Raw genomic sequence first — 26670 nt, forward strand, 5'->3', positions numbered from 1 at the left:
CCATCACCACTTTACAACCTTGCTCAGGAAGCGCGGATTATCGGGATTGAGGCCCATTTGAACCGCTTTGTAGTAGGCCAAGAGCTGGATAACCGGGAGGTAGACGATTGGTGCAATAGCCCCCTCCAGCTCTTGAGTCTTCAGGAAATAGTCAGCTCCCGTGTTTTCGGGAGCAACCGTGAAGACCTTCGCACCCTGATTCTGGAACTCCTTTGTGAGCTTCTCGTGCCAATCAAAGGGCCTATTGGTAAGCAAAACAACGAGTGTTCCATCATCTGCTATCGACTTGAAGCCGTGCCTGACCTCGAAGGTATGATATGCCTCGCTCCAGAAGAGCGCCATTTCCTTCATCTTCAGCATTGCTTCGAGGGCTACTGGGTAGAGGATCCCCGAACCGAGGAATATGACGTTCCTGAAGTCAAAGGAATCCACGAGATTCCTGATGTATGGCTCTGCTTTGAGTACCTCTTCCGTGAGCTGTGAGATTTCAAGGGCGTTATAAGTCTCCCTACCCCACGATTTCAGAAGGAGCTGGAGGTAGGCAAAGTAGAAAGCCGGGAAGGAGTGAGTCATCACAATGCTCTCCTCATGAGTAGGAACGATCAGAGCATAGTCTGCCATTCTTGAGAGCGTGCTCTCGTAGGCTGTGAGGGCAAGCTTGGGGATGTTTAGTGCCTCAATGGCCATTATCGCCTCGGTAGTCTCCCCAGAACGCGAGATTGAAACGAGGAGCTGAGGGGTTCCCAAAGGATAGTATTCGCGGGAATAAAGAAGTTCGGAGCAAGGGAGGGCAATTCCCCTGCCCCCCAGGTGTGTGGTTATCATGGCCAGCAACTGCGACAGAAAGTAAGAGGAACCACAACCCGTAAAGAGAACTTCACCGGGTATCTTGAATTCGTATAGATTAGCAAACCTTTCAAAAGCCTTCTGAGCCTCAAGAATTCCTTTCGGAATCCTTCTGATTTCCTTGATCGTCTTGTGCATCCCCTCACCCTCCAACGTTATAGCATGCGACCCAGTGGTTTTTCTCGAATTCAACTACTTCAGGCCTAACCCTCCAGCACTTCTCAGTGGCCAGCGGGCAGCGCGGAGTGTAATTACACCCAACTATCTCGTAAACACCTTCCTCTTCCTCAGGCCGAACCTCACCCCTGAACTCCCACTTAACATTCAAGTCAGGCACACTCTCCAAAAGCATTTTAGTGTACGGGTGCAAAGGATTCTTGAAAACCCTCTCAGTATCACCAAACTCCACCAAGCGCCCCCTGTACATGATCAACGTCGTATCACTGATGTAGTACCCCAAGGCAAGATCATGCGTAACGAAAAGCACTGAAGTCCCAAGCCTATCCCTCACCTCACCCAAAAGATTCAAAACATCAATCCTCGTGCTTGCATCAAGCATCGAAACCGCCTCATCCGCCACTAGGAGTGAGGGCTCGATGAGTAAAGCCCTAGCTATTAAAACACGCTGCAACTGCCCCCCACTGAGCTGGTGAGGATACTTACCAAGAACCTCATCGGGATTAAGACCAACACTCTCCAAAGACTTAACCATCAAATCCTCCCGCTCCTCCCCATTCATATTGGGGAAAAAATTACTGAAAACCAAGTCGAACGTCCTATCCACAGGATACAACGGGTTAAAACTCGCGAAAGGATCCTGAAAGACCGCCTGAACCTGCTTGTAGTAATACTTCCTCAGCCTACTCCCGCTAAACTCACTGATATCCTCCCCCCTGAAGAGAATCCTACCCGACGTTGGAGTTAAAAGCCTCAAGATGAGCTTTCCGATGGTCGTTTTTCCACTACCACTCTCCCCAACCAGGGAAATAATTTCACCCTCCCCAATGTTGAAACTAACATCATCCACAGCCCTAACCTGAAAACCCCCAATGAAACCCGAAGTGAAAACCTTAGTCAAGTGCTCAACCCTAACCAAAGGCTCACTCATTCCTCATCACCCCCGTAAAGATGACAAGCAACCAAATGATCATCCTCCACACTGACCACCTTCGGCTCAACCCTCGGACAGTGCTCCATCGCGTAAGGACACCGCGGGTAAAACCTACAGCCTTCAGGCGGGTTGAGAAGGCTTATAGGATAGCCGGGAATACCCTTCAGCTTAGTCTGCTTGTAGTGCACACCAATCTTTGGAAGGGCTTCGATGAGCATTGAAGTGTACGGGTGCGCTGGAGAATTAATGACCTCCTCAGTCGGACCAATCTCAACCACCTTACCCGCGTAGAGAACCATAACCCTATCCGCTATCTTGTCAAGGAGAGCCAGATCATGAGTCACGAAGATTATGGACTTAACGATTTCTTCCTTCATGAAGTAATGGAGGAGCTCGAGAACAACCCTTTGCGTTGTAACGTCAAGCGCTGAAGTAATCTCGTCAGCAATGAGCAAGTCCGGGTTCAATAGCGTTGAAACAACCATCGTTGCCCTCTGCCTCATCCCACCACTTAGCTCCACCGGGTACATGTCAGCGACTTTCTCACTGAGTTTAACCATCCTAAGCCTCTCCCTGAGGAGTTTCTCAACCTCCCCCCCGTTCGTTTCCCCATGCTCCCTCGCCAAATCCCAAACAATATCCTTGATTTTTTTGGTAGGGTTTAGGGCGTTCATAGCATACTGGGGAACTATTGAAAGCTCATTGTACTTTATCTTGCGCTCTTCCTCTTTGCTGAGCTTCATGAGATCCTTTCCCTTGAATATTGCGTCTCCACCCATGTGAGTCATCGGAGGCTTGCGAAGTATGAAGGAGTGAACGAGAGTGGATTTACCACACCCACTCTCCCCCGCTATCCCGAAAACCTCACCCTCCCTAACGTCAAAGGACACACCATCAACAGCCTTAACATAACCCACAGGAGTCTTGTAGTAGATTTTAAGGTTTCTCACATCGAGAATTCTCTTCATTCACCACCCCTCCTAAGCCTCGGATTGAAAACCTCGTCAAGTCCCGTGTTTATGAAGTAGAGACCTGTTATCAGGAGGGCTATGACGAGTCCAGGCGGTATTGCCCACCACCAATAGCCAAGCTGTATTGCGTTCCACAGCACTGCATTCTGAAGGATGATTCCGAGGGATATTCCCCTCGTGGGACCGAGACCTATGAAGTCGAGGCCAACAGCTGCCAGTATTGCACCACCGAACTGGAGGATGAAGACCATGAAGACGTAGGAGACCATGTTGGGCATTATCTCCCCGAAGATTATGGCCAGGTCCCTCATACCCGCTATCTTGGCCAGCGCCACGAACTCCCTGTTCTTCAGTGAGAGGGTCTGTGCTCTCACGGCTCTTGCGGTCCAAGGCCAGGCTGTCAGGCCGATGATTATGCCCTCTATCAGGATGCCCCTGTAGGTCACGTAAGCTGCTATGATGATAAGCAGGGCTAGGGTCGGGATGACGAGCAGTATGTTGGTCAACATCATGAGTATCTCGTCCACCCAGCCGCCCTTGTAGCCTGCCACGAAGCCGATGACAAGGCCAATTAGCGTGGCAAGGTTGCCTCCGACGAGACCCACGAACAGTGAGCTCCTCAGACCGTGGACGAGCTGGCTGTAAAGGTCCCTTCCAAAGCTGTCAGTCCCAAGGTAGTGCTTGACCCTAACGACCCCTTGAGGGGTGAATATCTCCCCCATCTCCCCGGGCGGAAGGTTGGCGATTGAAGCTTTGGTTACCGACCTATCCCCGATTTTAATAACGTAATAGCCGAGTGGGTCAAATTTAGAGAACATGGGGCCTATCAGAGCAAAAATAATGAAGAAGCCCACTATGACAACCCCTATCTTGAACTTGTTGTTTTTTAGTGCGATCCGCAGAGTGTTCCCCTTCATTCACTCTCCCCCCGTGTAGGAGTACTTGACCCTCGGATCTATGACAACGTACAGGAGGTCTATCACGAAGTTGGCAACGAGGACGTTCAGGATTATCATCAGGAAGCAGCCCTGTATGAGGAAGTAATCCTGGTTGAGTATGCCCTGCATCAGTACGTAACCAATTCCCGGATAAGAGAATACGACCTCCGTGGTCAGTGCACCTGCAACGATGAGACCGAGCTGGAGTGCAAGTCCAGTGACCTGTGGGAGCATTGCGTTTCTGAAGGCGTGCTTGAGTATAAGCCTCTCCGAGGAACCCAGGGCCTCAAGGTAGTGCGCGTAGTCCGCCTCTATCTCATAGATTATCATGTTCCTCATTCCTATCGCCCAGCCTCCAAGCTGGACGAGGAAGAGGCTCAGGAACGGGAGCGTCCAGTGGTGCAGGAAGTCCTTGATAAACGCCCAGCTCAGTGAGGGTATTATCCCGTAGCTGTACGCCCCTGAAACCGGGAATAAATCCAGCTTAACACCCAGAAGGTAAGCTAAGACTATAGCAAACCAGAAGTAGGGTGAAGCTGTCAGGAAGTAGAAGACCGGCATTAGGTAGGAGTCCATCTTCCTGTTCTTACCGGCCAGGGCCCCCAGCCAGTTTCCGACTATCCAGCTGAGGACAATTGAAGGCACGAGAAGTGCAATATCATAGGGAAGGGCACTCTTTATGATTTCAGCAACGGGTTTTGGGTAGTAGTAAATGCTTATACCCAAATCGCCGTGTAGAAGGGCGTTCCAGAACGAAATGTACTGCTCCCAAAGGGGTTTATCCAGACCGAAGGCCTGAATGAAGTAGGAGTGAAGGTGTTCGGCAACGTTCGGCAGGGTTGCAAACCTCGACAAAAGCACTGCCACCGGATCCCCCGGCATGAACCTCGGGATGGCCCAGTCTATGGTGACCGCGAAGAAAAACGTGAGTATGTAAATCAAAATCTTTCTGGTGAGGTACCTCTTTATTCCGCTCACATCTCTCCCCTCCGTCAGTTTGAGCCCAGTGGTATTATTTTATGCGCCCCAAGAAAAAATAAAAATGTCGGAATGCCAAAAAGTCACCTCTTCCTCTTTCTGAGGAGAAGCGGGACGACTGCAAGTCCCACGAGCACTGCCGGACCGCAGATGCCTCCACCTTCGCTGGATGAAGTAGTTGTTGTCTGGGAGGTTGTGCTGCTCTTAACGGGCTTTATGCCAAGGAGGACCTTTAAGCCGCCCATCTGCCAGTAGTTGTTCCAGCTTATCGGATAAGCGTACGGGTTCTTCTCGGTAGGCCAGTTTGTCCAGTGGGCAGGGCTGGCCTCGAACCAGGCACCGTTGTAAACTATCGGGATAGCTGGCACTTCCTTGAGCATTATTTCCTGGAGCTCCCTGTAGTACTGGAGTTTCTTGTTCTCGTCCTTCTCGGTGTTTATTAGCTCAAGGAGCTCGGTTACCCTGTCGTTCTTGTACCTGCCCCAGTTCCCTGAGTAGGATGGCTCCCCAACGGAGGTAACGTCCGGGTAGAGAACCCAGTTGAACCACTGCCAGGGCGTGGCGTAAACCTGGCTTCCGAAGTTGTTGATCGCCATGTCAAAAGTGCCCTTGGTCAGGTCCTCCCAGTACTTGCTGTAATCCGGGAACTTGGGCTCCGCGCGTATTCCGACTGCTGCAAGCTGCTCGCTGATGATCCTGATCATCTCCATCCAGTCGGTCCATCCGTATGGGACTATTATCTCGAACTTCATTGGACTACCGTCCGGGAACTCCCTGTAGCCGTCGCCGTTCACATCCTTGAAGCCGAGGCTATCGAGTATCTGAATAGCCTTCTCGGGATCGTACTTCCAGCCGTACTTCTCCTCAAGGTCCTTTGCCTTTATCTTTTCAAACACCGGAACAGGTAGGAGTCCAGTTGGGTCAGCAGGCAGAACCTGATTCTGCTGAGCCCTCGCGGCAATTTCCTCGGGGTTTATCGCATAGGCAAGTGCCCTTCTAAAGTCCGGGTTGTTGAGGGGTTCCTTCTGAGTGTTCAGGAAGAGGAACGCGGTGTTGGCTGGAAGGTGATAGGGCTTGTCATCGTACCAAGTCACTATGTTGTAAGTGCTCTTGACATCTGGGACACCCGGGATGAAGAAGTTGCTCCAGTCAAGATCGCCCTTAACAAGCATCGAGAGAGCAACGTTGTTGCTGTAGACTATGACGTAAACGATGTACTTCGGAGCGGGCTTACCAAATACCTTGGTTCCCCACCAGTCGTCGTTCCTAATCCAGATAGCCCTCATCTCGTCGGTCTTGTAAAGCTTGTACATACCCGAACCCACTGGGTTTTCGGTGTTGGCGTAGGAAATCGGATCTTCAATGCTCTCCCATATGTGCTTTGGAACTATCGGAACGTTGTACAGCCAGTAGGTCCACTCCTCGTAGTGGGGCTGGCTGAAGACGAACTGAACTGTTCTGTCGTCCACGACCTTTACTTCGCTGAGCCAGTCCCATATCGGGGCCCACCCAACGCCGCCGTTTTCCTTGGCAATGTCAAAGGTGAACTTCACGTCATCAGCGGTCAGCGGCTTTCCGTCCTGCCACTTAAGGCCCTCCCTGAGCTTCACTTCGTAGGTGTTGTCGCTTACCCACTGGCCGGATTCGGCAAGCCAGGGCTCAAGCTTGTCGTTCAGCGGGTCGTAAATAAACATCGTCTCGTAGAGAAGTCCTATAGTTCCGGTAACTGCGGCCCACGGGGTCAGCGGGTTGAAGTTGTTTGGCTGGCTCCAAAGGCCACCACCCACGTACAGGGTTTCGTCCCTCGGTAGTTCCTCGGCACGGACGTATCCGGAGCTCAAGACGTTTGCAAACACCACCAGGGCTATTATAGCACCCAACAGTTTCTTCATAGACACCACCCCGACCCCCCTGTTCATAATGGGGGGCCTGTAGTGTAATATGCGCTAATCATTTATAAGTTTTCCTCGAGTTTATAATAACTTGGATCAGGATTTATAAAACTGGCCCAAACATTTATAAAATCGAATCCCCAAACTATTCAACAGCAATGTAATGAAGCTGGAGGTTGATTACGATGCTACCGGAAGAATTCCTGTGGGGCGTTGGGCAGTCGAGCTTTCAGTTCGAAATGGGCGACAAGCTCAGGAGGCACATTGACCCGAACACCGACTGGTGGAAGTGGGTTCGTGACCCTTTTAACATAAAAAAGGAGCTTGTGAGTGGAGACCTTCCAGAGGACGGCATCAACAACTACGAACTTTTTGAGAATGACCACAAGCTCGCCAGAGGCCTCGGCCTCAACACCTACAGGATTGGAATAGAGTGGAGCAGAATCTTTCCCTGGCCGACGTGGACGGTCGATACCGAGGTTGAGTTCGACACTTACGGGCTAATAAAGGACGTTAAGATAGACAAGTCCACCCTTGCGGAGCTCGACAGACTGGCCAACAAGGAGGAAGTCCTGCATTACAGGCGCGTCATTCAGCACTTAAGGGAGCTCGGCTTCAAGGTTTTTGTGAACCTCAACCACTTCACGCTTCCAATCTGGCTCCACGACCCCATAGTGGCAAGGGAGAAGGCCCTTACCAACGACAGGATCGGCTGGGTCTCCCAGAGGGCGGTTGTTGAGTTTGCTAAGTATGCCGCTTACATTGCTCATGCGCTCGGAGACCTCGTGGACACCTGGAGCACCTTCAACGAACCGATGGTCGTCGTTGAGCTCGGCTACCTCGCCCCCTACTCAGGATTTCCTCCCGGTGTTATGAACCCGGAGGCGGCGAAGCTGGCGATCCTCAACATGATAAACGCCCACGCTTTGGCCTATAAGATGATAAAGAGGTTCGACACCAAGAAGGCCGATAATGACAGTAAGTCCCCAGCGGACGTTGGCATAATTTACAACAACATCGGCGTTGCATATCCAAAGGACTCCAACGATCCCAAGGATGTTAAAGCCGCCGAAAACGACAACTACTTCCACAGCGGACTGTTCTTTGATGCCATCCATAAGGGGAAGCTCAACATCGACTTCGACGGCGAAAACTTTGTAAAAGTTAGGCACTTAAAGGGCAATGATTGGATAGGCCTAAACTACTACACCCGCGAGGTCGTCAGGTATTCGGAGCCCAAGTTCCCGAGTATACCCCTAATATCGTTCAAGGGCGTTCCCAACTACGGCTACTCCTGCAGACCTGGCACAACCTCCGCCGATGGCATGCCCGTCAGCGACATAGGCTGGGAGGTCTATCCCCAGGGCATCTACGACTCGATAGTCGAGGCCACCAAGTATGGCGTCCCGGTTTACGTCACCGAGAACGGCGTTGCGGATTCAGCGGACACACTGAGGCCCTACTACATAGTCAGCCACGTCTCAAAGATAGAGGAAGCCATTGAGAATGGATACCCCGTAAAAGGCTACATGTACTGGGCGCTTACCGACAACTACGAGTGGGCCCTCGGCTTCAGCATGAGGTTTGGCCTCTACAAGGTCGACCTTATCTCCAAGGAGAGGATTCCGAGGGAGAGGAGCGTTGAGATATATCGGAGGATAGTTCAGTCCAACGGGGTTCCTCAAGACCTCAAAGAGGAGTTCCTTAAAGGTGGGGAGAAATGAAAACCATAGCCGTTGATGAGGACACCTGGGAGGCTATAAAGAAGCTCAAGGCCAAGCTGGATGCACGGTCTTACGACGAGGTACTCAGGAAGCTCATCGAGGCATGGCACCTCGTGGAGTTTGACCTCAAGACGGAAAAGGTCGTCCTGGACGACGATGAGGCCGAGCTCATGATTAACCTTATAAAGGACAGGGAGAGAGCGATATCAAGAGGAGGTAGCCATGAGAAGACTTCCCAAGAGGGTGGTCTTTGATCCGCAAGCCCTCATCGAGATAAACAGGAGACGAAACAGGGACATCCTGGAGTTCATACTGGCCGAGTTCGAAGTCTTCGTGCCTTTCCCCTCTCTACATGCCTATTTTCTCGGGAAGGCCTACCTGGGCCGCAACGTTGAGGAGGATCTCTCCAGGTTTGAGGAGATCTACCGGACCACATATCCTGATAGGGAGCTTTTGATAAAACTCGTGAATATAGAGGCCTCCCTCATAAAAGAGGGAGTTTTCATGTCTCTCGAGGACCTATTAACGGGTGTTTCCGCAATAATGGTCGAGGCCCTCCTGGTTTCCACGGAACCGGAGAGGTTCAAGCCCCTCAAAAAGTACGGCCTCGACTGCGTGGGTCTTGAGAAGTTCTTTGAGGAAGTCGGCGAGCTGGCGAGGGAGGAGATAAAGAAAAAGAAATCGGGGGCAAAGGAAAGCACCGTTAAATAACGCTGCTTTCGTGAAGTTTTTATATCCGTTTCTTGATTGTCTGCTCATGGAGCGGAGAAGACTCGTAGGCATTGCCCTGCTCGTGGTCTCAGCATTCACAGGAACCCTCGCCTTTCGCCTTGCCACACCCGCCATAGCCTTCTACACGAGGGACACGCTCAGCGCGAGCATGCTGGCGGTTTCCATAGTTTCCATGTCCTTCGTTTTGGCCAGAGCTTTTTCCTCGGTGTTCGGTGGCCTCCTCCTTGAGAAGAGGAAGTCCCTCCTCCACATCGGCGGAATTGCCATGATGGGGAATGCGCTGGCCGTTCACCTCTACCCTCTCACCTCAAACTGGATTCAGGTCGCTGGAATAAAGCTCCTCAACGGCTTTCTCAACGGCCTCAGCTGGCCCATGGCCCAGTTCGTCGTTGCCGTGGCGACTCCACGGGAGATACGTGCGAGAGTTACGGCCGTTTACTTCTTCTTCGGCAGCATCGCTTCCCTCCTCGGCAATTATATTTACGCCTACACGATAGATTTTGGACTTTCTGGCCAGATGTGGATATCTTCTGTCTTCTTTGTGCTGACCGGACTGATAATGATAATCGCCTACATCCTCCTCTCTGACTGGATAGTACCGAAAAGGGAGAAAAAGAGCTCTCAGGGGCCTTCCCTTGACCCAAGAAAAGTCCTCGTGATAGCTTCCTTGATGGCAGTCATAGTGGCGTTTACCTCGGGAGAGATAACGTACGTCTACGTCTCCGAGGCCCTTGGGCTGGAAAAGGCAACTACCGCGACCCTACTGGGGTGGGTTGACTTCTTCGCATCTTTACTCAGCTACTTCTCCTCTTGGTTTGCGGATAAGGTCAGCGAGGTTGGGATGGTAAAGCTGACGGCCGTACTTGCCGGGATTTCGCCGCTCCTCGCGGCCGTTAAAACATCGTTCACCGTTTTCCTCGGGATATTTCTAGCTCTCTTCGCCTTCCAGAGTTTCAGGCCCATATCCAGAAAGGTACTCGCCAGCTACCACCGCTCTTCCCTGGCCATAGGCGGGGTTAACGGCGTTCAGAACCTCTCGACTTTCCTTGGAGGGGTTTTCTTTGGCCTTGCGTATTCAATAGGGGAAATCCACGTTGGGGTTACCTTGAACGGGGCGCTCCTGGCGTTTACGCCGGTCTCAGTGATTCTACTCCTTAAGGCGTCTGCCATTAGGTGACATCACCATCGGTTTTTAACTTTTGGAGTTAGAAATATTTATATTTGTATCTACCACCCATATTACGAAATAACTGCATTAGGAGATAACCATGAAATTTTGGAAGCATGTTTGGGCAGCAATACTTGTTGTACTTGTCCTAGCCCTGCCGGGAGTGGCGGCTCTCTCTTACCCCTGGGCAGGATTCCCGGTTTTTGGGCCAGAGTCCGGTGCATACCCAATCCGCTTGGTTGGGGTTGATCAGAAGGACAACATTGCCATAGTAACTTGGGATGTGCCAACTAACTGCTTATCTGGTATGGGGACTGTCCTCATGAGCAAAGACGGCCATAATATTGCGGAGAGTGTCAATCTTGGCCGCTTAAAACCCTGGGGCAAGAAAGTTGCCGTTGTAGTCCAAGTGAGGGAACCCCTCTATGTGAAGCTCCGCATTATTGCAGGGAACGGGGTGTTCATGAGTTCCTGGGTCAAGCTCACACCGGATTCGCGGCATCCATACACACCAACGGGTGAAAAAGGTGTAATAACCCCCCAGCTATTCCCTGGACTGGCCCTTCTGATAGTTGCTGGGTTGACACTTTGGGATGCATACGACACCTACAAGACCTGCAAGAACTACGGCATAGACTCAATGGAATGTAAAGTCCAGGGGACGTTCTTTGTGGTGGGCCTTGCGCTTCCTGGGGACGAGGGCATAAAGCTCGTAAAGAAGGGCGCTACCAAAATCGGGGTAACTAGTAAGATTTACAGGGTTCTCAAGAATGCTAAAATTATTGACAACGCGGATAATGTTCTAACAAAATTCACCCATATTTTTGATGACATCGCCAAATATGGTGATGATGCTGCAGACGCTTTGGACAACCTGCTCGGGAGAGGGATTACAAGTGATGCCATAGAAAATACAGTGAAACACGGCGTAACTCTAAAAGCCTTAAGAGAGGGCATCGAAAAAGCTGACAGGCATTTTTCAAGGAAATTCAGCACCGTTTGGACTCCTCTCTGGGGGAGTGCTTACAAAGTTGGTGACGTCAGTGATTCCATGATAACTATCCCCAGAGGTAACGAGAGGATGGGATTAATACATTCATTCCTCAGGCATATCTGGGGTTATGAGGCAGAAGTTAAACCCATGACATCCTTCTGGCCTATAGGTCAGAGGGTTACCATTAACGGCAAAACCCTCCAAATGCCCAAGGTCTTTAAGGACGAAGGGGAGGTTGCGGAATTTGCAAGTGACGTCCTTCAGAGGGCTTTAAAGCTCGATAAATACAGGGGACAATTCACGAGTGGCAGAGTTGTTCTAGATGTTGATCTCTCAGACGTTGGCATCTACAAACCCGGAATAGACTCGGTAACGTATGTCTTTGCCTGCGAGGGAAGGACATGTGGCTTAATAACAATGTATCCAAATGGTCCCGAGGTAGTGATTTACAAGAGGTTTGGGGGATGATGTTATGGAGGAGTTGCTGCTTGAGGGAAGGCATTTTACTGTGAGGGTTTTTACTAACCGGCCTGTTGATTATGCTTTTCCTTTTTTTGGCATTATCCTCGTTGATGGAGAGTTAATTGCCGGCACGTGCATGATTGAGGGGGAGAGAAAAACCCTCTCCCCAATTGATTTAGACCCATATGTTACCTTTCAGGATTTGCTTGATTGTTGTGAGTTTTTCCTGTTTGATACGGAGGAGCAGGGTGGATATAGGGTTGGAGACATTAGGAGGCACGCTAAGAAGCATGGTTTTCCCGTGGGAGAAAAGACAAGATTATTCTGGTCAAGCTTAGGCGTATACATGGGAGATTACACCTTCGAACTCGCGAACAATACCGTAAACCTCCATTACTACAATAATTATCTCAAGTTGAGCAATGGTTGTCCTGAGTTTGAGGGGAGGTATAAGGGCACGATTTTAATTCCCCTGAAAGAGTTTGTAGAGGACGCTTTGAAGTTAAGCTACGAGTACCTGACAAAACACGGGCCAATACTCGATGAGCTCTTTATAAAGGAGGGACTTAGACCAACCAGTGAAGAGCTCTATGATGCGTTATGGAAGAGGCACAAAACGGTCAAGAAACTATATGAGGAAATCTTTTCTGGGGGTAGTAAATCTTCAGGGTGATGTTATGGAGGAGTTGCTGCATGAGGGAAGACATTTTCGTTGTGAAAATGGATGCGGGGAGATGTTCTCGAACAGCCGGGTGCTATGGTCGTCTACCGTTTAACCGTTAAGCTTAAAGGTTGGATGATAAGGCAGAACGCCCTTGAGGCCATCCGTATCCAGGTGAACAGGTACCTCCAGAAGAACGTTGGAAGGAGCAACTACAACTTCAAGATCAGGGTTTATCCGTTCCAGGTTCTCCGTGAGAACCCGATGGCAACCGGAAGGAAGGCTGACCGTTACGGAAACGGTATGCGCAGGCCCTTTGGAAAACCGATTGGACTTGCCGCCAGGGTTAGGAAGGACCAGAAGATACTCACCGTCTGGGTGAACGGCCAGCACCTCAAGTTCGCCCTCGGTGCAATGCACAGGGCCAAGATGAAGCTCCCCTACAGTGCCTACTACAGGATCTACGATAAGGAAGGCAACGACGTTACCACGAAGGTTCTCTCCACCATGAAGCTCTGACTGCATTCTTTTCTTCCTTTGACTTCTGGCGTATATTCATAATGGTTATTAACGGTGCCTCCCTATTCAAACCGGTGGGAGCATGGTAAGCTCGTACTTCAGGAACCTGTTCCTCAAGCTGGGCCTTCCAGAGGACAGGATGGAAGTTCTTGAATCCAAGGGGGCTCTGGTTGAGGACGAGTTCGAGAGGATAAAATACCTCCACTTCAGGGACTCCGCGAGGAACTTCAGGAGGGGAACCGCCGCGAGGAGAACCACCACACCAGGCCCGCAGATTCCTCCACCCCCACTGCTCGTTGATGATGTCGGAGATTCACTTGAACTGGTTGTAGCTGGGGCTGATGTTGTGGTTGTCTCGGAGACAGGGACTTTAGCGGGCTTGACACCAAGGAGGGCAGGGGCTGTACCCCAGGTGCCGTAGTTAGTCCAGAAGATTGGAACACCATATGGGTTCTTCTCGTTCGGCCAGTTAGTCCAGTACTCAGTGTTGGCCTCATAGAAGAGCGTTGCCATGTAAACCGGAGCCGCTGGAACGTCTTGGAGCCAAATCTGGCAGAGCTGCTTTATGTACTGGACCTCTTTGTTCTCGTCGACCGTCTTTCCAAACTCCTCTAAAATCTGGTCAACCTGTGGGTTCTCGTACTTGCCGTAGTTGGCTCCACCGTCCTTTGAAATGAGCATGTTGAAGACAGCATAAGCGCTCGGCTGGAAGGTTCCGGACCAGTGGAGGGCAAGGTCGAAGTCACCATTCTGAAGACTCTTCATAAAGAAGTTGGTCCAGTCACCCTTCTCTATCTCGACCTCAATTCCAACGGCCTTGAGCTGGTTCGCTATGATCTCACCGGCTTGGAGCCAGTCGTTACAGCCGGCACATGTGACGAATTTGAGCTTGAGCGACTTGCCGTTGTACTCCCTGATGCCGTCGCCGTCGGTATCCTTGATACCAGCCTCGTCGAGGAGCTTTATTGCCCCGGCAACATCACCGTACTTCCAGCCGTACTAGCTGATGAGGCCGTCAATACCAACCTTGTTGCTCCACTTGTTTAGGAGACCCGGACCGAATGGAACCTGCTTTGGAAGGTCGCTTATCGGACCCTGGTTGACGATCTGGTAAGGGTTGATTGCCATCGCTATTGCCCTTCTGACTTTCGGATTGTCGAGCGGGGCGTGCTTGGTGTTGAAGTAGAGCAGAACGGGGGCAACGGGCGGGAAGTAGGGGTACCTGTCGAGCCAGCTCGCGAGCTTGGGGTTCTTCTGCTTGGCCGAAACTATGTCGATATAATAGGTACCGACGTCGAGGTCGCCCTTGATGAACATGTTGGCGGCCTGGTTGTTGTCGGTGACGTAGAGCTGGACGATGTACTTTGGTCCGGGCTTTCCGAAGATCTTTGCTCCCCACCAGTCCTCATTCCTCTCAAGGATGGCCTTTTCCTGTCCCACTATCTCCTTGAGCTTGTAGGCTCCAGAACCGACGAGGTACTTCATCTCATCGCCGGTGAAGGTCATCTTTGGTATGTCCTCGGGGTTGATCTTCTCAAAAACGTGCTTCGGAACTATGAGTGCACCCTGTCCCCAGCCGAAGAACATCTGAAGCTGCCAGAGCTGATAGTTGGGGGTCCCCTCGAAGATAAACTGAACCGTCCTGTCATCAACGACCTTTATCTCCTTGAGTCCGAGGTTGCCCCAGTTCCTGAGGCCAATCTTTTCGTAGTACTCATAGGAGAACTTGACGTCTTCGGCGGTCAGGGGCTTGCCGTCCTGCCACTTGAGGCCCGATCTGAGCTTGACTTCAAAGGTGTCGTCGTCAACCCACTTGGCACTTTCTGCAAGCCACGGTTTGAGCTCACCGGTCATGAAGTTGAACATGCACAGAGGCTCAAAAACAAGACCATCTATTCCAAGCACTGAGCCTCCCGTGAACGGGTTGGCGTTCGTTGGAGGGGCGCTGTTGGCAGTGTAGAGGGTCTCATTCCTTGGCAGACTTTCTGCCGCCAAACCGTATCCAGCCCCGAAGAGGCTGGCCAGTAAAATGGCCATAAGGCCCATGGCTACGGCTTTCTTCATAGGCACCACCACTTATAATGTTGATCATTTTTATAGTTTAAGCCCAATCTATATAAACCTTTTTATTATATAGACCTGAGCCGATAACTGCAAAAATGCCCTAAATACCACATTGGGCTATCCAGTGAGCGATGTTCCTGAGGAGGCAAAAACGCCAAACAGCAAAATGCCAAGGTTACGAAAATTATAAAAAAGGTTAGAGTTATAATTTATATAGGTGAAAGCATGGCGGAGTTTGCATGGGGTGTTGTACAGTCAGCGTTTCAGTTCGAGATGGGCGATCCTCTCAGGAGGTTCATAGATACGAGGAGTGACTGGTGGCACTGGGTCCGCGACCCTTTCAACATAAAAAACGATCTCGTGAGCGGCCATCTTCCGGAGGATGGCATAAACAACTACGGACTCTATGAGATTGACCACCAGCTTGCGAAGGATATGGGGCTCAACGCCTATCAGATAACGGTTGAGTGGAGCAGAATCTTCCCCTGCCCGACTTTTGGAGTCGAAGTTGATTTTGAGAGGGACTCCTACGGACTTATAAAGAGGATAAAGATAACCAAAGAAACCCTCAAAGAGCTCGAAGGGCTCTCAAACCTTAGAGAAGTGAAGCACTACAGAAAAGTCTTAGGGAACCTCAAAAAGCTGGGGTTCTCCACTTTCGTAACCCTGAACCACCAGACCCAGCCGATATGGCTCCATGACCCTATAGAAGTCAGACAGAACTTCGAGAAAGCCCGGGCCAAGGGGTGGGCCGATGAAAGAGCCATACTTGAGTTTGCCAAGTTTGCAGCATTTGCCGCCTGGAAGCTCGGAGACTTGGTCGACTTCTGGGCGACCTTTGATGAGCCAATGGTGACTGTGGAGCTCGGCTATCTGGCACCCTACGTTGGGTGGCCCCCCGGAATACTAAACCCCAAAGCTGCCAAAGCAGTTATCATAAATCAACTCGTTGGACACGCAAGGGCCTATGATGCTATAAAAGCATTTTCGGACAAACCCGTTGGGATAATCCTCAACATAATCCCAGCATATCCCCGCGACCCAAACGACCCTAAGGACATGAAGGCCACCGAGAACTACGACCTCTTCCACAATAGGATATTCCTGGATGGAGTAAACGAAGGAAAGGTTGATCTTAATTTCGACGGAGACTACGCCAAAATCAATCACTTGGAGAGAAACGACTGGATAGGCGATAACTACTACACCAGGGAAGTGATAAGGTACACAGAGCCAAAATACGATGAGCTTCCGATAATAAACTTCGTAGGAACGGAAGGCTACGGCTACTCTTCAGAGCCCAACAGCGTCTCCAAGGACAACAACCCAACGAGCGACTTTGGCTGGGAGTGCTTCCCTCAGGGGATGTACGATTCAATAATGATCGGAAACGAGTATGGAAAACCCGTTTACATAACGGAAAATGGAATAGCCGATTCCAGGGACCTTTTAAGACCGAGATATATAAGGGAACACGTGACAAAGATGTTTGAAGCAATTCAAGCCGGCGCCGACGTGAGGGGATATTTCCACTGGGCACTCACGGATAACTACGAATGGGCGATGGGTTTTAAAATAAAGTTCGGCCTCTATGAGGTTGACCCGATAAGCAAGCAGAGGATACCAAGACCCAAGAGCATAGAAACCTACAAGAAAATTGTGCGGGAGGGATTACCTTGAAAACGATAGCAGTTGATGAGAACACCTGGAAAAAGATAAAGCTCCTGAAGGACAAGCTCGACGCAAGATCCTACGATGAGGTGCTTCAGAAGCTCATTGAAACTTGGCACCTAGTGGAGCTTGACAAGAAGATCGAAGACATAATCGTCGATGATGACGAAGCGGAGATGCTACTTAGAGTCATTAAGGAGAGGGGTAAACAATGACCCTCCCTGATAGCATCCTATTTGACGCAACATCACTGATAAAAATGCACACTGCAAGCAGGAGGAGGCTACTTGAGGTGACCCTAGCAAAATTCAACGTTTTCGTCCCGATAATCTCGATTTACAAGTATCTGGTATCTAAGGCATACATAAACAGAAAAATAGAGAACGAATTCAAAGTCCTCAAAGAAATCTACACCATCCTCCCCCTAACCGAGGAGATAGTTCTACACGGTGCAAAGATAGAGGCCAAACTCCTCAAAAAGGGGCTGAGACTTGAAGTCGATGACGTGCTCACGGGAGCCTTCGCAATAAAGCACAGAATGCTCCTGGTAACCGCTGACCAGGATAGATATAAGCCCCTAACCGAGTTTGGACTTGACATGATGGAGCTTGACTACTTCCTGAAAGAAGTAGAAAGGATGGTAGAGGAAGAATTAAAGGCCTAAATAAGTTCGGCAAAAGGACATATATGCAGGAAAAGGCTAGGAATGAACCTTATACCTTCAGCGTACTTGTAACCACTCATTTTTCCATAATAGAGAGCTATTGTCCTGAGATACGGCTCCCAAAGCTTCCAGATGTCGTCAGGAAACTGGCTTCTATGGGCCCTCACAGCCCTCAGCTTTGTTTCCATGACATCGGTTATATCAATGAAGTAGTTTGGTTTGTGGGTGTAGTAGAAGCCAACTGCGGAGACGTTATGGGGCTCAAGTCCAGCAATGAGGTCGGTTCTGTTGAAGTTTGGGAGACCCGAAAAGCCGACCGCCTCTATTCCGAGGAATCCCGCATGCCTGTGATCGGGGTGACTCTCGTAGGGGAGCCACGGATCGGGCATCAAAACCATATCAGGTTTCTCCTTTCTTATCACAGTGACTATCTCCTTTCTGACCTCCCTCGTGTAGGGAAGTTCGGTGTCGCCAAGGTCTAGGGTGTGTATCTTCTTAACCCCAAGGATTTCAGCGCTCTTTTTTTCTTCTTCAAGTCTCTTTAGGACAAGCTCATGGCGTGATATCCCATCGTCGGTCGTTCCCATCGAGCCGTCCGTGAGAAGTAGATAGACAACCTCAACCCCTGAGTCCGTTAGCTTTTTAATGGTGCCCCCGAGCCCGATAGCACAGTCGTCTGGATGCGGCTCTATGCAGATAATCTTCTCCACGTTCTTGAAAGGCTCGTTTATTTTGAAGTCAAGCTCGTCCATGAGTGCCGAAAGTGCATTGTCAAACCTCTCAAACAGTTCAAACCCCATATCATGCACCCCTATATTATAGAATTGCTCTATTTTATAATTTTTTGGAACCCCGTCTGTACACTTTTAACGGATATTTTTCGGCTTTAGGTGACAGTATTGACATTGAATACCGCAGCTACATAAAATGTAATTTTGGAAATATTTATAAATATTTGAGCACATGTAAATAATTAAATAATGCAAAACTCCAAAAAGATCCCAGTGGGGTGTAGTGGATGCAAAAGAGTGGGCCTTCGATAGTTTTAATGGTCCTGCTTCTGCTGTCCTTAACCCAAGTGGGCACTTTCTCCTGCTCAGTATCCACAAGCCGCTCGTTGAGTACTACAACCTCACGGGGACACCGTACTTCACTCTCGCCTTTGTCTTATACAGTTCAGTCTACAACGGGCCGGCCTGGGCTGGAAGCATTCCCCTTGACGCCTTCGTTGAGGAAGTGAAGGAGCTCAGAGAAGCTGGAGGGGACGTTATTATAGCCTTCGGAGGCGCAGTTGGCCCCTACCTCTGCCAGCAGGCAAAGACCCCAGAACAGCTCGCGCAGTGGTACATTCAGGTCATAGACACATACAACGCCACCTACCTTGATTTTGACATCGAGGCTGGTGTGGACGCCGACAAACTGGCGGATGCCCTCCTTATCGTACAGAGAGAAAGACCGAACGTTAGATTTAGCTTCACACTGCCCAGCGACCCAGGAATAGGTCTCGCGGGCGGATACGGAATAATAGAGACCATGGCAAAGAAGGGGGTTATCATCGACAGGGTCAACCCGATGACGATGGACTGCTACTGGATGCCAGCAAACGCGGACAACGCCATAAGCGTGGCCGAACACGTTTTCAAACAGCTCAAGAGGATCTATCCAAACAAAAGCGACGACGAGATATGGGGCATGATAGGCCTGACCCCCGATGATAGGAACCAACGACGACAAGAGCATTTTCTCGCTCCAAGATGCCGAAAAGCTCGTCGACTGGGCGATACAGCACAGAATACGCTCACTGGCCTTCTGGAGCATTGATAGAGACCACCCAGGCCCAATCGGAGAAGTCTCACCCCTTCACAGGGGAACCAGCGACCCTGACTGGGCCTTCAGCCACGCTTTCCTTAGATTCATGACGGCCTTCCAGCCGATTGCCAACGCGACCCAAGTGGCCGTTGCAATCTCCGTTTGACTTCTTTTCTTCTCTTTTTTAGGCAAAATTGGGGAAAGACTTATGGAAGCGGAATCCTCTCGACCTCTATTCGATCCCACGTTGGATACTCCTCGACTATGTAGAACTTTACGTCCCCTTCTATTGCATCGGCAAGCTCTTCTGCAACCTCTATGGGCATTTCAATCCGTCCTTTCTTTGTATTTATGTAGAGCCACTCCTCTGGAACCTCCGCTTCATTTACAAGCAAATTGTAGAGCTCTATTAGGTCATCGTACTCCGCAATCCCGAACCTTAAGGTTCCCTCTTCCGTGATTTCCATATAGGGTTTGGCGACGTTTTTTGCCATTCTTTTAAGCCTGTTTCTCAGCTGAACAGCGTCCTTAAGCTTGGCTGTGCATAGGTGGTAGTTCAGGGAGGTGTTCTCTTCTCCCCATTCGAGGATTTTCAAGCCCAGTTCAAGGCTTCCCGCTATAGCTGAACTTTCGTTGCTAACAGTTCTAAGTCCTCTTGAGAGGAGGGCATCTAAATTGGTCTCACTGAATTCAAGTTCATTTATGTTGAGAAACCTCGCTTCACGGGCGTCTAAAAACTCGGCGAACCACTTAATCCTTTCTTCCTGCCCCGGAACACTCGGCACTTCTCCGCCTACATCCCAATCAAAATCAAAAGCATTCTTTATGTTCTCAAGCTCTTTCTGGAAAATCCTTGAGTTGGGATTAAAAAGATCCGGGTGGAAGCGTATTTCATCCAAACCCGCTGAGTAGAGCTTTTCAAGGTTCTCTCTTGTGGCCAATGCTCCAGTGGTGTAGAGGTGGATGTGGAACTTCTCTCCAAAGTTTTCTTTTAGGGCTTTTATATATTCCACAGTTCTGTCTATCCTCGAGAGGGGATCTCCTCCAGTAACTCCTGCACCCAAGGCCTCTTGGATTTTGGCCTCTTCTATTATGTCGTCAAGACTCTTTATCGGTCTTTCATTTGCATAGCTTACATCCCCTCTCCTCCAGGGACTTAGGGGGCAGTAGAAGCAATCTCTGGGACAAACTCCGGTTGTAAAGAGCACCAACTTTGCTCCCTGAACGCAGAGCTTGCACCCTTCCGGAAGCTCCCCAACTACATACGAATAATACTCGGTTCCTTTCATGGTTCCTCCCTACATGCAGATTCTTTAAAAACCTTTGCTACGCAACATCGACCTGCTCGTGTGTTGGCAGTCCCCTCTTGTGTTTGAGAAGTAACTCATAAAAGAATTCTTTCATCTCCGGGCTCATATTGTCATCTAAAAGCAGATCCGCTTTTCCATTATAGCTCTTCTCGGCTTCTCTAATAAGTGTGTGAAGGGCTGGCAAAAGATGGTTTATCAACGCCCTCACAAGCTCTGGATAAGCATCCTCGTCAATTACTTCATCGCTTTCTAAGCCGAGATAAATCACGTATCCCCTCATCTGGACTGCCAGCACAAACTCATTGTCTGCAATCTCAACAAAAGAAAAATTATAGCTCCTTGAGTCTGTTTTTGCTATCATAACCCCTCTTACAGATAACGTCACCACTTCATCGTCAACCTCAAAGAGCAAATCCTTTGCAAGTTCTCTCTGGGCTATTGCATAGAGGTTTATCATTCGACCACCTCCACAATCTCACCGTTTCCGGGTGGCAGGATTTGCATTAACTCATCAAGATCCACTTTGTATCCCCACTTCTCGAAAATTTTAGCTATTTTTTTGGCAAGTTCGCTCTTTTTTGTTCTTCCCGGGCGGATAATGATGTACCTATCCGTATGAGCCCTAACTGCATCAACAGGCCCACACATTGGGAGCTTCTCTCCTTCATACTCCACTATTCCGATGGCGAGCTTTAGAGGAATTCCGTGATACCAGTTTCTCTTTCCATAAACCATGAACGCACCTTTGCCAAGATACTCTCCGCTTGGAGCTTTCTTTGTAACTTGATTTGGATACGCCCAGTAGGCATCTGCTGAGTAAACGCCTTCACTCCATGCTTTTGACATTGAAACGGCAAACTGACATGCCTCAAATATGGTCTTTTCACTCGCTTTCTGTCCGTCTTTGAGTACAACGTGAGGCGCTCCGTGAACATCAGCGTGACAATACAAGTCATTTTCGTTCATATGCTTTTTAACTACCATCTCATTGGTCGTTGCATCCTTCCCCCCTATAATGAGAAATCCTTCGCTGCTTATGAACCATCTAAACTTTTCAAACCACTTCTTCTTTCTTTTTTCAAGCTTTTTGACTTTAAGTTCCTTTTCTCTCTCTTCCTCAATCAGCTTTTCAATTTCTTGAATTTTTTTCAGTGTGTCTTCGTAAGCTTTTCTTGCTCCTTCCAGCTTGTGCTTGGCTTTTTTAGCTTCCTCATAATAAATCTCGGCATTTTCTCCTACGCTCCTGTTGAGGTAGAGCTTTACCTTTTTACTTTCAAGTTCGATCGTTACGGCCTTCTCTTTTGGATCTACATCTTTTATCATCTGAGCTACTTTATTGCTCGATTTTCTACCTTCTTCTATTCTTTTCTTGAATTCCTCCCACCCAAGCTTTTCAACTGCCTTTGAAAGCTCCTTGAGGAGATTTTCCACAAAGGTGAAGTTTGCATAGATTAAGTCACCAATCTCCTGATTTTCCTGCATTTGCCTCTCAAAACCTTTTATCATTTCTTCTTGCTTTCTAAGAGTAACCTCCAACCCTCTCTTTTTTTCCTGAAGCTTTTTGGTTCTCTCAATTTTTGCACTCTCAATGAGGATCTTTCCAAAATACTCATCTAAAGCCTCGCTGAAAGTCTCGAAGAATTTTTTTTCATAGCCTTCATACCACTTGAGCTCGATTGGAAGGACATCTATGGGTGTGGAGTCTTTATATACTATGTTTGGCTTCTTTGGAGCGTTAAATACCTCTCTCATCTTTTCAAAAATCAGCTTAAGTTCTTCTTCGCTCAGCTCATTTGCTTTCTTTTTCTTGTCAATTTCAGCTCTCAGAAGAATTTCTTCTGCGTAGAGACCTCCCATGTTCATTTTTCTTGCCAATGCCCTTACAATCTCAACGTCTTCTCCTTTAATTAATTCAACGAATCTCTCCCAGCTCACTTCTATGGGACTTTCCCTAGCTGGGGGAAGTTTATACTCATGCTTTGGTTTTATTGCTCTGTCTTTAAATTCTTCATAACTTAAAGCGCCAATGATAATGTTGTTTTCATCAACCAAAACTATGTTTCCTCTTCTAAAGAGCTCAGCTATGAGAGTATAGTTCCCAACCTTAATCTTCACAATCCTGTCAAAGTCATGCTGCTCAATATTATCAAAAAAGCCTCCACTTAGGTGTTTGCGGAGAAGCATCGTGAAAGATGAGGGCATCTTTGGAGCTTCTTTTATGTAGCTTGTCAAGTGAATTCTTTTGCCAGCCTCAATTATTAGCTCTTTTCTCCCTTCTCCTGCTTTATGGAGCTTAATCCTAATCTCACTCCCGTCATGATAAATCTTGTCAATTCTCGCACCTTTAAGAGACTTAAGCTCTTCAACTATGTATTTGATGTCAACGCTGCTCATTTCTTCTTTCATTAGTCTCACCTGAGGACGTTTATCTCGATAGTTTTTAAACTATATTGCAACTTGCCTTTCATGCCATAGCCAATTATTTTCTGGTAGGTTCTTTGGCGGTCTTCCGCTTTAACAGGAGAACTAAAATGATTTTGGAATACATTTAGAGGGATACTGTCAGGATAAGCATTGGAGTGTCGGGTTTAAATCCCAGACACCACCACAGAAGAAGAAAGGGAGGAAATATGCAAGCTGAAACCATTATTCACCATTTACTCCCTTAAAACCCCTTCACCTCAACAAAATCCCACCAGAAAAGAAAGTCAGGACGGTAGAATTATTGCAAGGCTTAAGCTACAGACAGACCCAGAATCCTTGGAATTAGTCACACAAGAGCCGAAGCAGTTCAAAAAATAGCGGAAGCAATCTACCAGCCAAAACTCCTCGCAGTCAAAAAACAGAGAAACTTCATTGCAGTTGAGGAAACAATAATAAAAATCAACGGGAGGAAAAGATTCCTCTGGGCTGCAATTGACGTTGAGGGCAAGGGGTTTTAGCAATCTGGATTGCAACCCTTAGAAACTGATAGGTCGCCAGGGATTTCATTCTGGTTGTTTTAAAGTCATGTGAGGGGCAGCCTGTCTTTCTGGTTGATAATGCTAGGGTACAAGCCAGCGTTTAAGAGTTTGGGGTTGGGTTATCTGCTGTGACTTTCGGGCCGAGGAATTGTGTTGAGCGCTGGTTTGGGACGTTGAAAGGGGTACGAAGCTTTTCTGGAATAATTTCAGGGGTAAAGAGTGGAAAGCTCAGAAGTTTGTTTTTCTGTTTGCCTTCTGGTATAATTTTGTTAGGTTTCATTCTGGTTTTAAGGTCATCCGGTGATTTTACTGAGTGGCTTCGGGAGGTGATGCCACGGTTATCCTGACAGTATCAGCAAAATAACCGAAAGGTTTTAATAACCAATGTGCAATATATGGTGGAAAATTTTTAGTTACGAATTCTTACTTAAATTGGAGGTGATGGAAATGAGCGAGGAAATGATCCAACAGATTATCCAAGTTCTGAAAGAGCAGGTTGTTCAAGATACAATCGTCCCAAGAAATATTAGGAAGGCTGCTGAACAGGCAATTGAAGTCCTAATGGATACAAGCAAGGATCCAACCGTGAGAGCCGCGGATGCTATTGCTATTCTTGAGGAGATTAGCGAGGATCCAAACATGCCAATGCACACAAGAACTATAATCTGGGAAGTATTGGGCGCTTTGGAGCAGGTTAAATGATTTGCTTGCCTTTTTCTTTTAGATACCATAGCTTTGCACTTTCTTCTACCAATTCCGCTTTGTAATAAGCTTCCCTTAAGCTTTTTCCGACGGTCACTATTCCATGATTCTGTAAAATAACTGCATCGTAATGTTCTATATACTTTGCAGTCTCTTTAGCCAATTCCCAGCTTCCGGCTGGTTTGAACTCAGCTATGGGAATCTTTTTCAGGTATATCTCAGCCTCGGGTGTTATTATGGGGAGTTCTTCACTAAGCAACGTGGATGCAACTATCGAATAAGGGGGATGGAGATGGACTATAGCTCTTATATCCCCTCTCCGCTTGTAGCCTTCAACATGAAGTTTCCATTCCGAAGAAGGCTTTACTAAGCTTAGGACGTTCCCATCAAGGTCAATTATGGCTATTTGCTCTTGCGTAAGTTCACCCATAACAGACCCAGTTGCCTTTATGAAGATTTTTCCGTTGAAAAGAACACTCAAATTTCCTCCAAATGCCGCGGTTAGCCCTCTTTCGTGAGCCAGTCTGGAGTACTTAACAAGCATCTCCTTAACAATTCTGCTCATTTTTTCACCACCTTTACTCCAAAACCGCAGGAGCTACAGTGGGCAATTCCCCCTTGCCACACAAGTCCATCGGCTCCACATATAGGGCACACCCCAAGTTTGCCACTTTCTTTCCATGCCTCATAGGTTTTCTCACTTATTACAAGAAAGATGTTCTCCTTTTCCTTTTCAAAATGTCCCAAAACTGGGGCACTTTTTAGTTCAAAAGTTTCCGCATCTATTATGACCGGCTCTATGCCAATGTTTCCTTCAAATTCGAGCTCATTAGCCGGCATTATATCAACTATATAGGCATCGAGTGTTTTGTCTTGATACACCATGAGCTCTAGAGCGTCGCTTAAATCTCCGGAGGAGGAGAATATATCAACGGTTATATACTTTGCAGATGGAATCAAAAGGGCGAAAACGTACTTAGAGCGGAAGAGGGCAAGTCCCCTTCCCAAACAAACCTCCTCGAGACCAAGAGATGTCAATATTCTTCGAAAATCCTCGCCCTCTGGCATTTTCTTTTCTTGTAATATCTGATCTTTAATTTTTTCCGCGAGGGGCATTGCTATCATTATAGGTTCGTAAAGTATCATTGGCCTCACCATAGAAAAGTGGTAATCTCGGCTTTTAGATTTTGTTGTCACAAGAGATTTGGTGCGGGGGCGGGGATTTGAACCCCGGAACCCCTACGGGAGTGGATCTTGAGTCCACCGCCTTTGACCAGGCTCGGCAACCCCCGCTTTCTGTACATTTTCTCTATACACCAATTCGGTTTTAAAAACCTTATGGTCTCAAAGTTTTATTATAAGCTCTGTTGCTTCCTGTTTTGTTATGAGTTATAAGTTATAACTTACAAGTGATAAGTTATAAGTTTAGAAGTTTGGGATAAAAAAGCATCATCTTTCCATTCTTTTAACGCCATCCTTAGTGCCAACAAGAACGATATCCGCTATATCAGCAAAGATGCCGTTTTCGACAACTCCCGGGATGTTGTTCAGCTCAATCTCCATGTCAAGAGGATCTTCTATCCTTTCGAATTTTGCATCGAGGATAAAGTTCCCGTTGTCAGTTATCACAGGCCCGTCTTTTTTAACGCCCATCCTAAGCTCAGCCTTTGCATTGAAGACTTCAAGCTCTTCTTTTATAGCCCTCCATGCTGCAGGGATGACTTCTATGGGGACTGGCATTTTCTGGCCAAGGTATTCCACGAGCTTGCTCTCATCAACGAGCACTATAAACGTTCCAGCCCTGTACTCAATGATCTTTTCCATAGTTAATGCTGCACCCCTTCCCTTGATGAGATTGAGATGGGGATCAACTTCGTCTGCACCGTCAATTGCGATGTCAATTGCATCAACTTCATCAAGAGCCACAACGGGGACGCCGTTCTCAAGGGCCAAGAGGCGGGACTGATGAGAGGTGGGAATGCCATAAACATCTTCAAGTTCCCCAGTCATAAGCATCTTTCCAAGCATTTGAATAAAATAAGCCGTTGTAGAGCCCGTGCCTAACCCGATTATCATATCATCGTCAATGAATTTCAGGGCCTCCTTAGCAACCATTCTTTTCATTTCTTCCATCCTTCATCCCTTCGTTATGTTGTAGAGGAGAGACTGATTTGAGTAAAATTTCGGTTCAGGCTGCAGGATGAGGTTATAGCTAAAAATCGTGAAGTACAGCCAGAACAGAAAGAATCCCCAAAAGCCCTTTCTAAGCAGAATTCTCTCATCTTTTAGCTCATCTGGAAGATCCTTAACAAGAGCGATGACCACCTTTGGTGAGAGCAGATAAATCAGCAAACCCGCGATGTAACCCATTTGAGCCTGAGTTGAGAGGATTCCACTCACTATCCCTGCTATTGTTCCAATTGCGTAAAATATGAGCGACATCTTGTTTTCAGCATTCACCCTCTATCACCTAAAACTTAGTTTAAGGATT

At 48.3% G+C, this 26670-nt stretch carries 26 protein-coding genes, 1 tRNA gene and 3 pseudogenes; 13 read left to right on the forward strand and 17 right to left on the reverse strand.

Annotated elements, in window-relative coordinates:
* Positions 1–3 precede the first annotated feature (3 nt).
* From glmD to ADU37_RS03550, 6 genes are all read right to left on the reverse strand, one after another.
* Positions 4–984, reverse strand: coding sequence for a glucosamine-6-phosphate deaminase (glmD, locus tag ADU37_RS03525; RefSeq protein WP_058946323.1), 981 nt, complete (start codon positions 982–984; stop codon positions 4–6).
* 4 nt (positions 985–988) lie between these two features.
* On the reverse strand, positions 989–1954 hold the full coding sequence (locus ADU37_RS03530; protein WP_203226262.1) for an ABC transporter ATP-binding protein: 966 nt from the start codon (positions 1952–1954) through the stop codon (positions 989–991).
* Positions 1951–2925, reverse strand: a complete 975-nt coding sequence (locus ADU37_RS03535) for an ABC transporter ATP-binding protein (RefSeq protein WP_058946324.1) — start codon at positions 2923–2925, stop codon at positions 1951–1953. Before ADU37_RS03535 ends, ADU37_RS03530 begins: the two co-directional genes overlap by 4 nt.
* Positions 2922–3845, reverse strand: coding sequence for an ABC transporter permease (locus ADU37_RS03540; protein ID WP_058946325.1), 924 nt, complete (start codon positions 3843–3845; stop codon positions 2922–2924). Before ADU37_RS03540 ends, ADU37_RS03535 begins: the two co-directional genes overlap by 4 nt.
* Positions 3846–4835: an ABC transporter permease gene (locus ADU37_RS03545; protein WP_058947615.1), complete on the reverse strand. Its 990-nt coding sequence runs from the start codon at positions 4833–4835 to the stop codon at positions 3846–3848.
* Positions 4836–4927: 92 nt separating this feature from the next.
* Entirely contained in the window at positions 4928–6763 is a 1836-nt protein-coding gene (locus ADU37_RS03550; protein ID WP_082663011.1) for an ABC transporter substrate-binding protein, read from the reverse strand.
* Between the two features lie 158 nt (positions 6764–6921).
* On the opposite strand from ADU37_RS03550, the gene bgaS (ADU37_RS03555) reads away from it, so the two are divergent.
* From bgaS (ADU37_RS03555) to ADU37_RS03585, 7 genes and pseudogenes are all read left to right on the forward strand, one after another.
* Positions 6922–8460: a beta-galactosidase BgaS gene (bgaS, locus tag ADU37_RS03555; RefSeq protein ID WP_058946327.1), complete on the forward strand. Its 1539-nt coding sequence runs from the start codon at positions 6922–6924 to the stop codon at positions 8458–8460.
* Positions 8457–8714: a hypothetical protein gene (locus ADU37_RS03560; protein WP_058946328.1), complete on the forward strand. Its 258-nt coding sequence runs from the start codon at positions 8457–8459 to the stop codon at positions 8712–8714. Before bgaS (ADU37_RS03555) ends, ADU37_RS03560 begins: the two co-directional genes overlap by 4 nt.
* A complete protein-coding gene (locus ADU37_RS03565) occupies positions 8683–9171 on the forward strand; it encodes a type II toxin-antitoxin system VapC family toxin (protein WP_058946329.1) in 489 nt (162 codons plus the stop codon). The genes ADU37_RS03560 and ADU37_RS03565 overlap by 32 nt, the downstream gene beginning before the upstream one ends.
* Before the next feature lie 46 nt (positions 9172–9217).
* Positions 9218–10369, forward strand: a complete 1152-nt coding sequence (locus tag ADU37_RS03570; protein ID WP_058947616.1) for an MFS transporter — start codon at positions 9218–9220, stop codon at positions 10367–10369.
* Between the two features lie 91 nt (positions 10370–10460).
* Entirely contained in the window at positions 10461–11822 is a 1362-nt protein-coding gene (locus ADU37_RS11585; protein WP_238981993.1) for a hypothetical protein, read from the forward strand.
* Between the two features lie 4 nt (positions 11823–11826).
* Positions 11827–12489: a hypothetical protein gene (locus ADU37_RS03580; protein WP_058946330.1), complete on the forward strand. Its 663-nt coding sequence runs from the start codon at positions 11827–11829 to the stop codon at positions 12487–12489.
* 126 nt (positions 12490–12615) lie between these two features.
* Positions 12616–12996 (forward strand): annotated as a pseudogene (locus ADU37_RS03585) (50S ribosomal protein L16); the annotation flags it as partial.
* A 66-nt stretch (positions 12997–13062) separates the two neighbouring features.
* Here the strand turns inward: ADU37_RS03585 and ADU37_RS11875 are convergent.
* A complete protein-coding gene (locus ADU37_RS11875) occupies positions 13063–13677 on the reverse strand; it encodes a hypothetical protein (RefSeq protein WP_394325722.1) in 615 nt (204 codons plus the stop codon).
* Between the two features lie 27 nt (positions 13678–13704).
* Positions 13705–15060, reverse strand: a pseudogene (locus tag ADU37_RS03590) (ABC transporter substrate-binding protein); the annotation flags it as partial.
* Positions 15061–15285: 225 nt separating this feature from the next.
* On the opposite strand from ADU37_RS03590, the gene bgaS (ADU37_RS03595) reads away from it, so the two are divergent.
* From bgaS (ADU37_RS03595) to ADU37_RS03605, 3 genes are read left to right on the forward strand one after another with little or no spacing between them, the layout of a single operon-like run.
* On the forward strand, positions 15286–16740 hold the full coding sequence (gene bgaS, locus ADU37_RS03595) for a beta-galactosidase BgaS (RefSeq protein ID WP_058946331.1): 1455 nt from the start codon (positions 15286–15288) through the stop codon (positions 16738–16740).
* Positions 16737–16946: a hypothetical protein gene (locus ADU37_RS03600; protein ID WP_058946332.1), complete on the forward strand. Its 210-nt coding sequence runs from the start codon at positions 16737–16739 to the stop codon at positions 16944–16946. Before bgaS (ADU37_RS03595) ends, ADU37_RS03600 begins: the two co-directional genes overlap by 4 nt.
* Entirely contained in the window at positions 16943–17395 is a 453-nt protein-coding gene (locus tag ADU37_RS03605; RefSeq protein ID WP_058946333.1) for a type II toxin-antitoxin system VapC family toxin, read from the forward strand. Before ADU37_RS03600 ends, ADU37_RS03605 begins: the two co-directional genes overlap by 4 nt.
* On the opposite strand, the gene ADU37_RS03610 is transcribed toward ADU37_RS03605, so the two are convergent.
* A complete protein-coding gene (locus ADU37_RS03610; protein ID WP_058946334.1) occupies positions 17392–18195 on the reverse strand; it encodes a PIG-L deacetylase family protein in 804 nt (267 codons plus the stop codon). The two genes, ADU37_RS03605 and ADU37_RS03610, sit on opposite strands and share 4 nt — an antisense overlap.
* A gap of 214 nt (positions 18196–18409) precedes the next feature.
* On the opposite strand from ADU37_RS03610, the gene ADU37_RS03615 reads away from it, so the two are divergent.
* Positions 18410–19216 (forward strand): hypothetical protein, encoded by an 807-nt coding sequence (locus ADU37_RS03615; protein ID WP_238981994.1) that lies wholly within the window; start codon positions 18410–18412, stop codon positions 19214–19216.
* Between the two features lie 194 nt (positions 19217–19410).
* Here the strand turns inward: ADU37_RS03615 and ADU37_RS03620 are convergent, their stop codons facing one another.
* Genes ADU37_RS03620 through rqcH form a run of 3 tightly spaced genes read right to left on the reverse strand, consistent with a single transcriptional unit; the run spans position 19411 to position 22920 of the window.
* On the reverse strand, positions 19411–20493 hold the full coding sequence (locus tag ADU37_RS03620) for a radical SAM protein (protein ID WP_058946335.1): 1083 nt from the start codon (positions 20491–20493) through the stop codon (positions 19411–19413).
* 37 nt (positions 20494–20530) lie between these two features.
* Complete coding sequence (locus ADU37_RS03625) at positions 20531–20971, reverse strand: hypothetical protein (RefSeq protein ID WP_058946336.1); 441 nt, start codon at positions 20969–20971, stop codon at positions 20531–20533.
* The gene (gene rqcH / locus ADU37_RS03630; protein ID WP_058946337.1) at positions 20968–22920 is read right to left on the reverse strand and encodes a ribosome rescue protein RqcH; all 1953 of its coding nucleotides are present in this window, start codon (positions 22918–22920) and stop codon (positions 20968–20970) included. The genes ADU37_RS03625 and rqcH overlap by 4 nt, the downstream gene beginning before the upstream one ends.
* 256 nt (positions 22921–23176) lie before the next feature.
* Here rqcH and ADU37_RS10900 point away from each other — a divergent pair.
* Together ADU37_RS10900 and ADU37_RS03635 are read left to right on the forward strand one after the other, a co-directional pair.
* A pseudogene (locus tag ADU37_RS10900) lies at positions 23177–23824 on the forward strand (IS6 family transposase); the annotation flags it as partial.
* A gap of 100 nt (positions 23825–23924) precedes the next feature.
* A complete protein-coding gene (locus ADU37_RS03635; protein WP_082663012.1) occupies positions 23925–24179 on the forward strand; it encodes a UPF0147 family protein in 255 nt (84 codons plus the stop codon).
* On the opposite strand, the gene ADU37_RS03640 is transcribed toward ADU37_RS03635, so the two are convergent.
* The 5 genes from ADU37_RS03640 to ADU37_RS03660 form a co-directional block, all read right to left on the reverse strand.
* The gene (locus ADU37_RS03640) at positions 24172–24744 is read right to left on the reverse strand and encodes an aldolase (RefSeq protein ID WP_058946339.1); all 573 of its coding nucleotides are present in this window, start codon (positions 24742–24744) and stop codon (positions 24172–24174) included. The genes ADU37_RS03635 and ADU37_RS03640 overlap by 8 nt on opposite strands.
* Positions 24741–25325 carry a hypothetical protein gene (locus tag ADU37_RS03645; protein ID WP_082663013.1) on the reverse strand — a complete coding sequence of 195 codons (585 nt, stop codon included), beginning with the start codon at positions 25323–25325 and terminating at the stop codon, positions 24741–24743. Before ADU37_RS03645 ends, ADU37_RS03640 begins: the two co-directional genes overlap by 4 nt.
* 59 nt (positions 25326–25384) lie before the next feature.
* Positions 25385–25472 (reverse strand) — tRNA-Leu (locus ADU37_RS03650).
* A 156-nt stretch (positions 25473–25628) separates the two neighbouring features.
* On the reverse strand, positions 25629–26312 hold the full coding sequence (gene rpiA, locus ADU37_RS03655) for a ribose-5-phosphate isomerase RpiA (protein WP_058946340.1): 684 nt from the start codon (positions 26310–26312) through the stop codon (positions 25629–25631).
* Positions 26313–26315: 3 nt separating this feature from the next.
* Positions 26316–26639 (reverse strand): hypothetical protein, encoded by a 324-nt coding sequence (locus ADU37_RS03660; RefSeq protein ID WP_058946341.1) that lies wholly within the window; start codon positions 26637–26639, stop codon positions 26316–26318.
* Positions 26640–26670 lie beyond the last annotated feature (31 nt).

It is taken from the genome of Thermococcus sp. 2319x1, from assembly GCF_001484685.1.
Taxonomy (GTDB): domain Archaea; phylum Methanobacteriota_B; class Thermococci; order Thermococcales; family Thermococcaceae; genus Thermococcus_A.

Coding starts and splice junctions, on each gene's coding strand:
- ADU37_RS11585 (WP_238981993.1), top strand. CDS start 10,461: ATGAAATTTTGGAAGCATGTTTGGGCAGCAATACTTGTTGTACTTGTC.
- ADU37_RS03610 (WP_058946334.1), bottom strand. CDS start 18,195: ATGGGGTTTGAACTGTTTGAGAGGTTTGACAATGCACTTTCGGCACTC.
- bgaS (WP_058946331.1), top strand. CDS start 15,286: ATGGCGGAGTTTGCATGGGGTGTTGTACAGTCAGCGTTTCAGTTCGAG.
- bgaS (WP_058946327.1), top strand. CDS start 6,922: ATGCTACCGGAAGAATTCCTGTGGGGCGTTGGGCAGTCGAGCTTTCAG.
- ADU37_RS03560 (WP_058946328.1), top strand. CDS start 8,457: ATGAAAACCATAGCCGTTGATGAGGACACCTGGGAGGCTATAAAGAAG.
- ADU37_RS03550 (WP_082663011.1), bottom strand. CDS start 6,763: ATGAACAGGGGGGTCGGGGTGGTGTCTATGAAGAAACTGTTGGGTGCT.
- rpiA (WP_058946340.1), bottom strand. CDS start 26,312: ATGGAAGAAATGAAAAGAATGGTTGCTAAGGAGGCCCTGAAATTCATT.
- ADU37_RS03640 (WP_058946339.1), bottom strand. CDS start 24,744: ATGAGCAGAATTGTTAAGGAGATGCTTGTTAAGTACTCCAGACTGGCT.
- rqcH (WP_058946337.1), bottom strand. CDS start 22,920: ATGAAAGAAGAAATGAGCAGCGTTGACATCAAATACATAGTTGAAGAG.
- ADU37_RS03530 (WP_203226262.1), bottom strand. CDS start 1,954: ATGAGTGAGCCTTTGGTTAGGGTTGAGCACTTGACTAAGGTTTTCACT.
- ADU37_RS03535 (WP_058946324.1), bottom strand. CDS start 2,925: ATGAAGAGAATTCTCGATGTGAGAAACCTTAAAATCTACTACAAGACT.
- ADU37_RS11875 (WP_394325722.1), bottom strand. CDS start 13,677: ATGCTCATTTCAAAGGACGGTGGAGCCAACTACGGCAAGTACGAGAAC.
- ADU37_RS03635 (WP_082663012.1), top strand. CDS start 23,925: ATGAGCGAGGAAATGATCCAACAGATTATCCAAGTTCTGAAAGAGCAG.
- ADU37_RS03570 (WP_058947616.1), top strand. CDS start 9,218: ATGGAGCGGAGAAGACTCGTAGGCATTGCCCTGCTCGTGGTCTCAGCA.
- ADU37_RS03540 (WP_058946325.1), bottom strand. CDS start 3,845: ATGAAGGGGAACACTCTGCGGATCGCACTAAAAAACAACAAGTTCAAG.
- ADU37_RS03625 (WP_058946336.1), bottom strand. CDS start 20,971: ATGATAAACCTCTATGCAATAGCCCAGAGAGAACTTGCAAAGGATTTG.
- glmD (WP_058946323.1), bottom strand. CDS start 984: ATGCACAAGACGATCAAGGAAATCAGAAGGATTCCGAAAGGAATTCTT.
- ADU37_RS03580 (WP_058946330.1), top strand. CDS start 11,827: ATGGAGGAGTTGCTGCTTGAGGGAAGGCATTTTACTGTGAGGGTTTTT.
- ADU37_RS03565 (WP_058946329.1), top strand. CDS start 8,683: ATGAGAAGACTTCCCAAGAGGGTGGTCTTTGATCCGCAAGCCCTCATC.
- ADU37_RS03605 (WP_058946333.1), top strand. CDS start 16,943: ATGACCCTCCCTGATAGCATCCTATTTGACGCAACATCACTGATAAAA.
- ADU37_RS03620 (WP_058946335.1), bottom strand. CDS start 20,493: ATGAAAGGAACCGAGTATTATTCGTATGTAGTTGGGGAGCTTCCGGAA.
- ADU37_RS03645 (WP_082663013.1), bottom strand. CDS start 25,325: ATGATACTTTACGAACCTATAATGATAGCAATGCCCCTCGCGGAAAAA.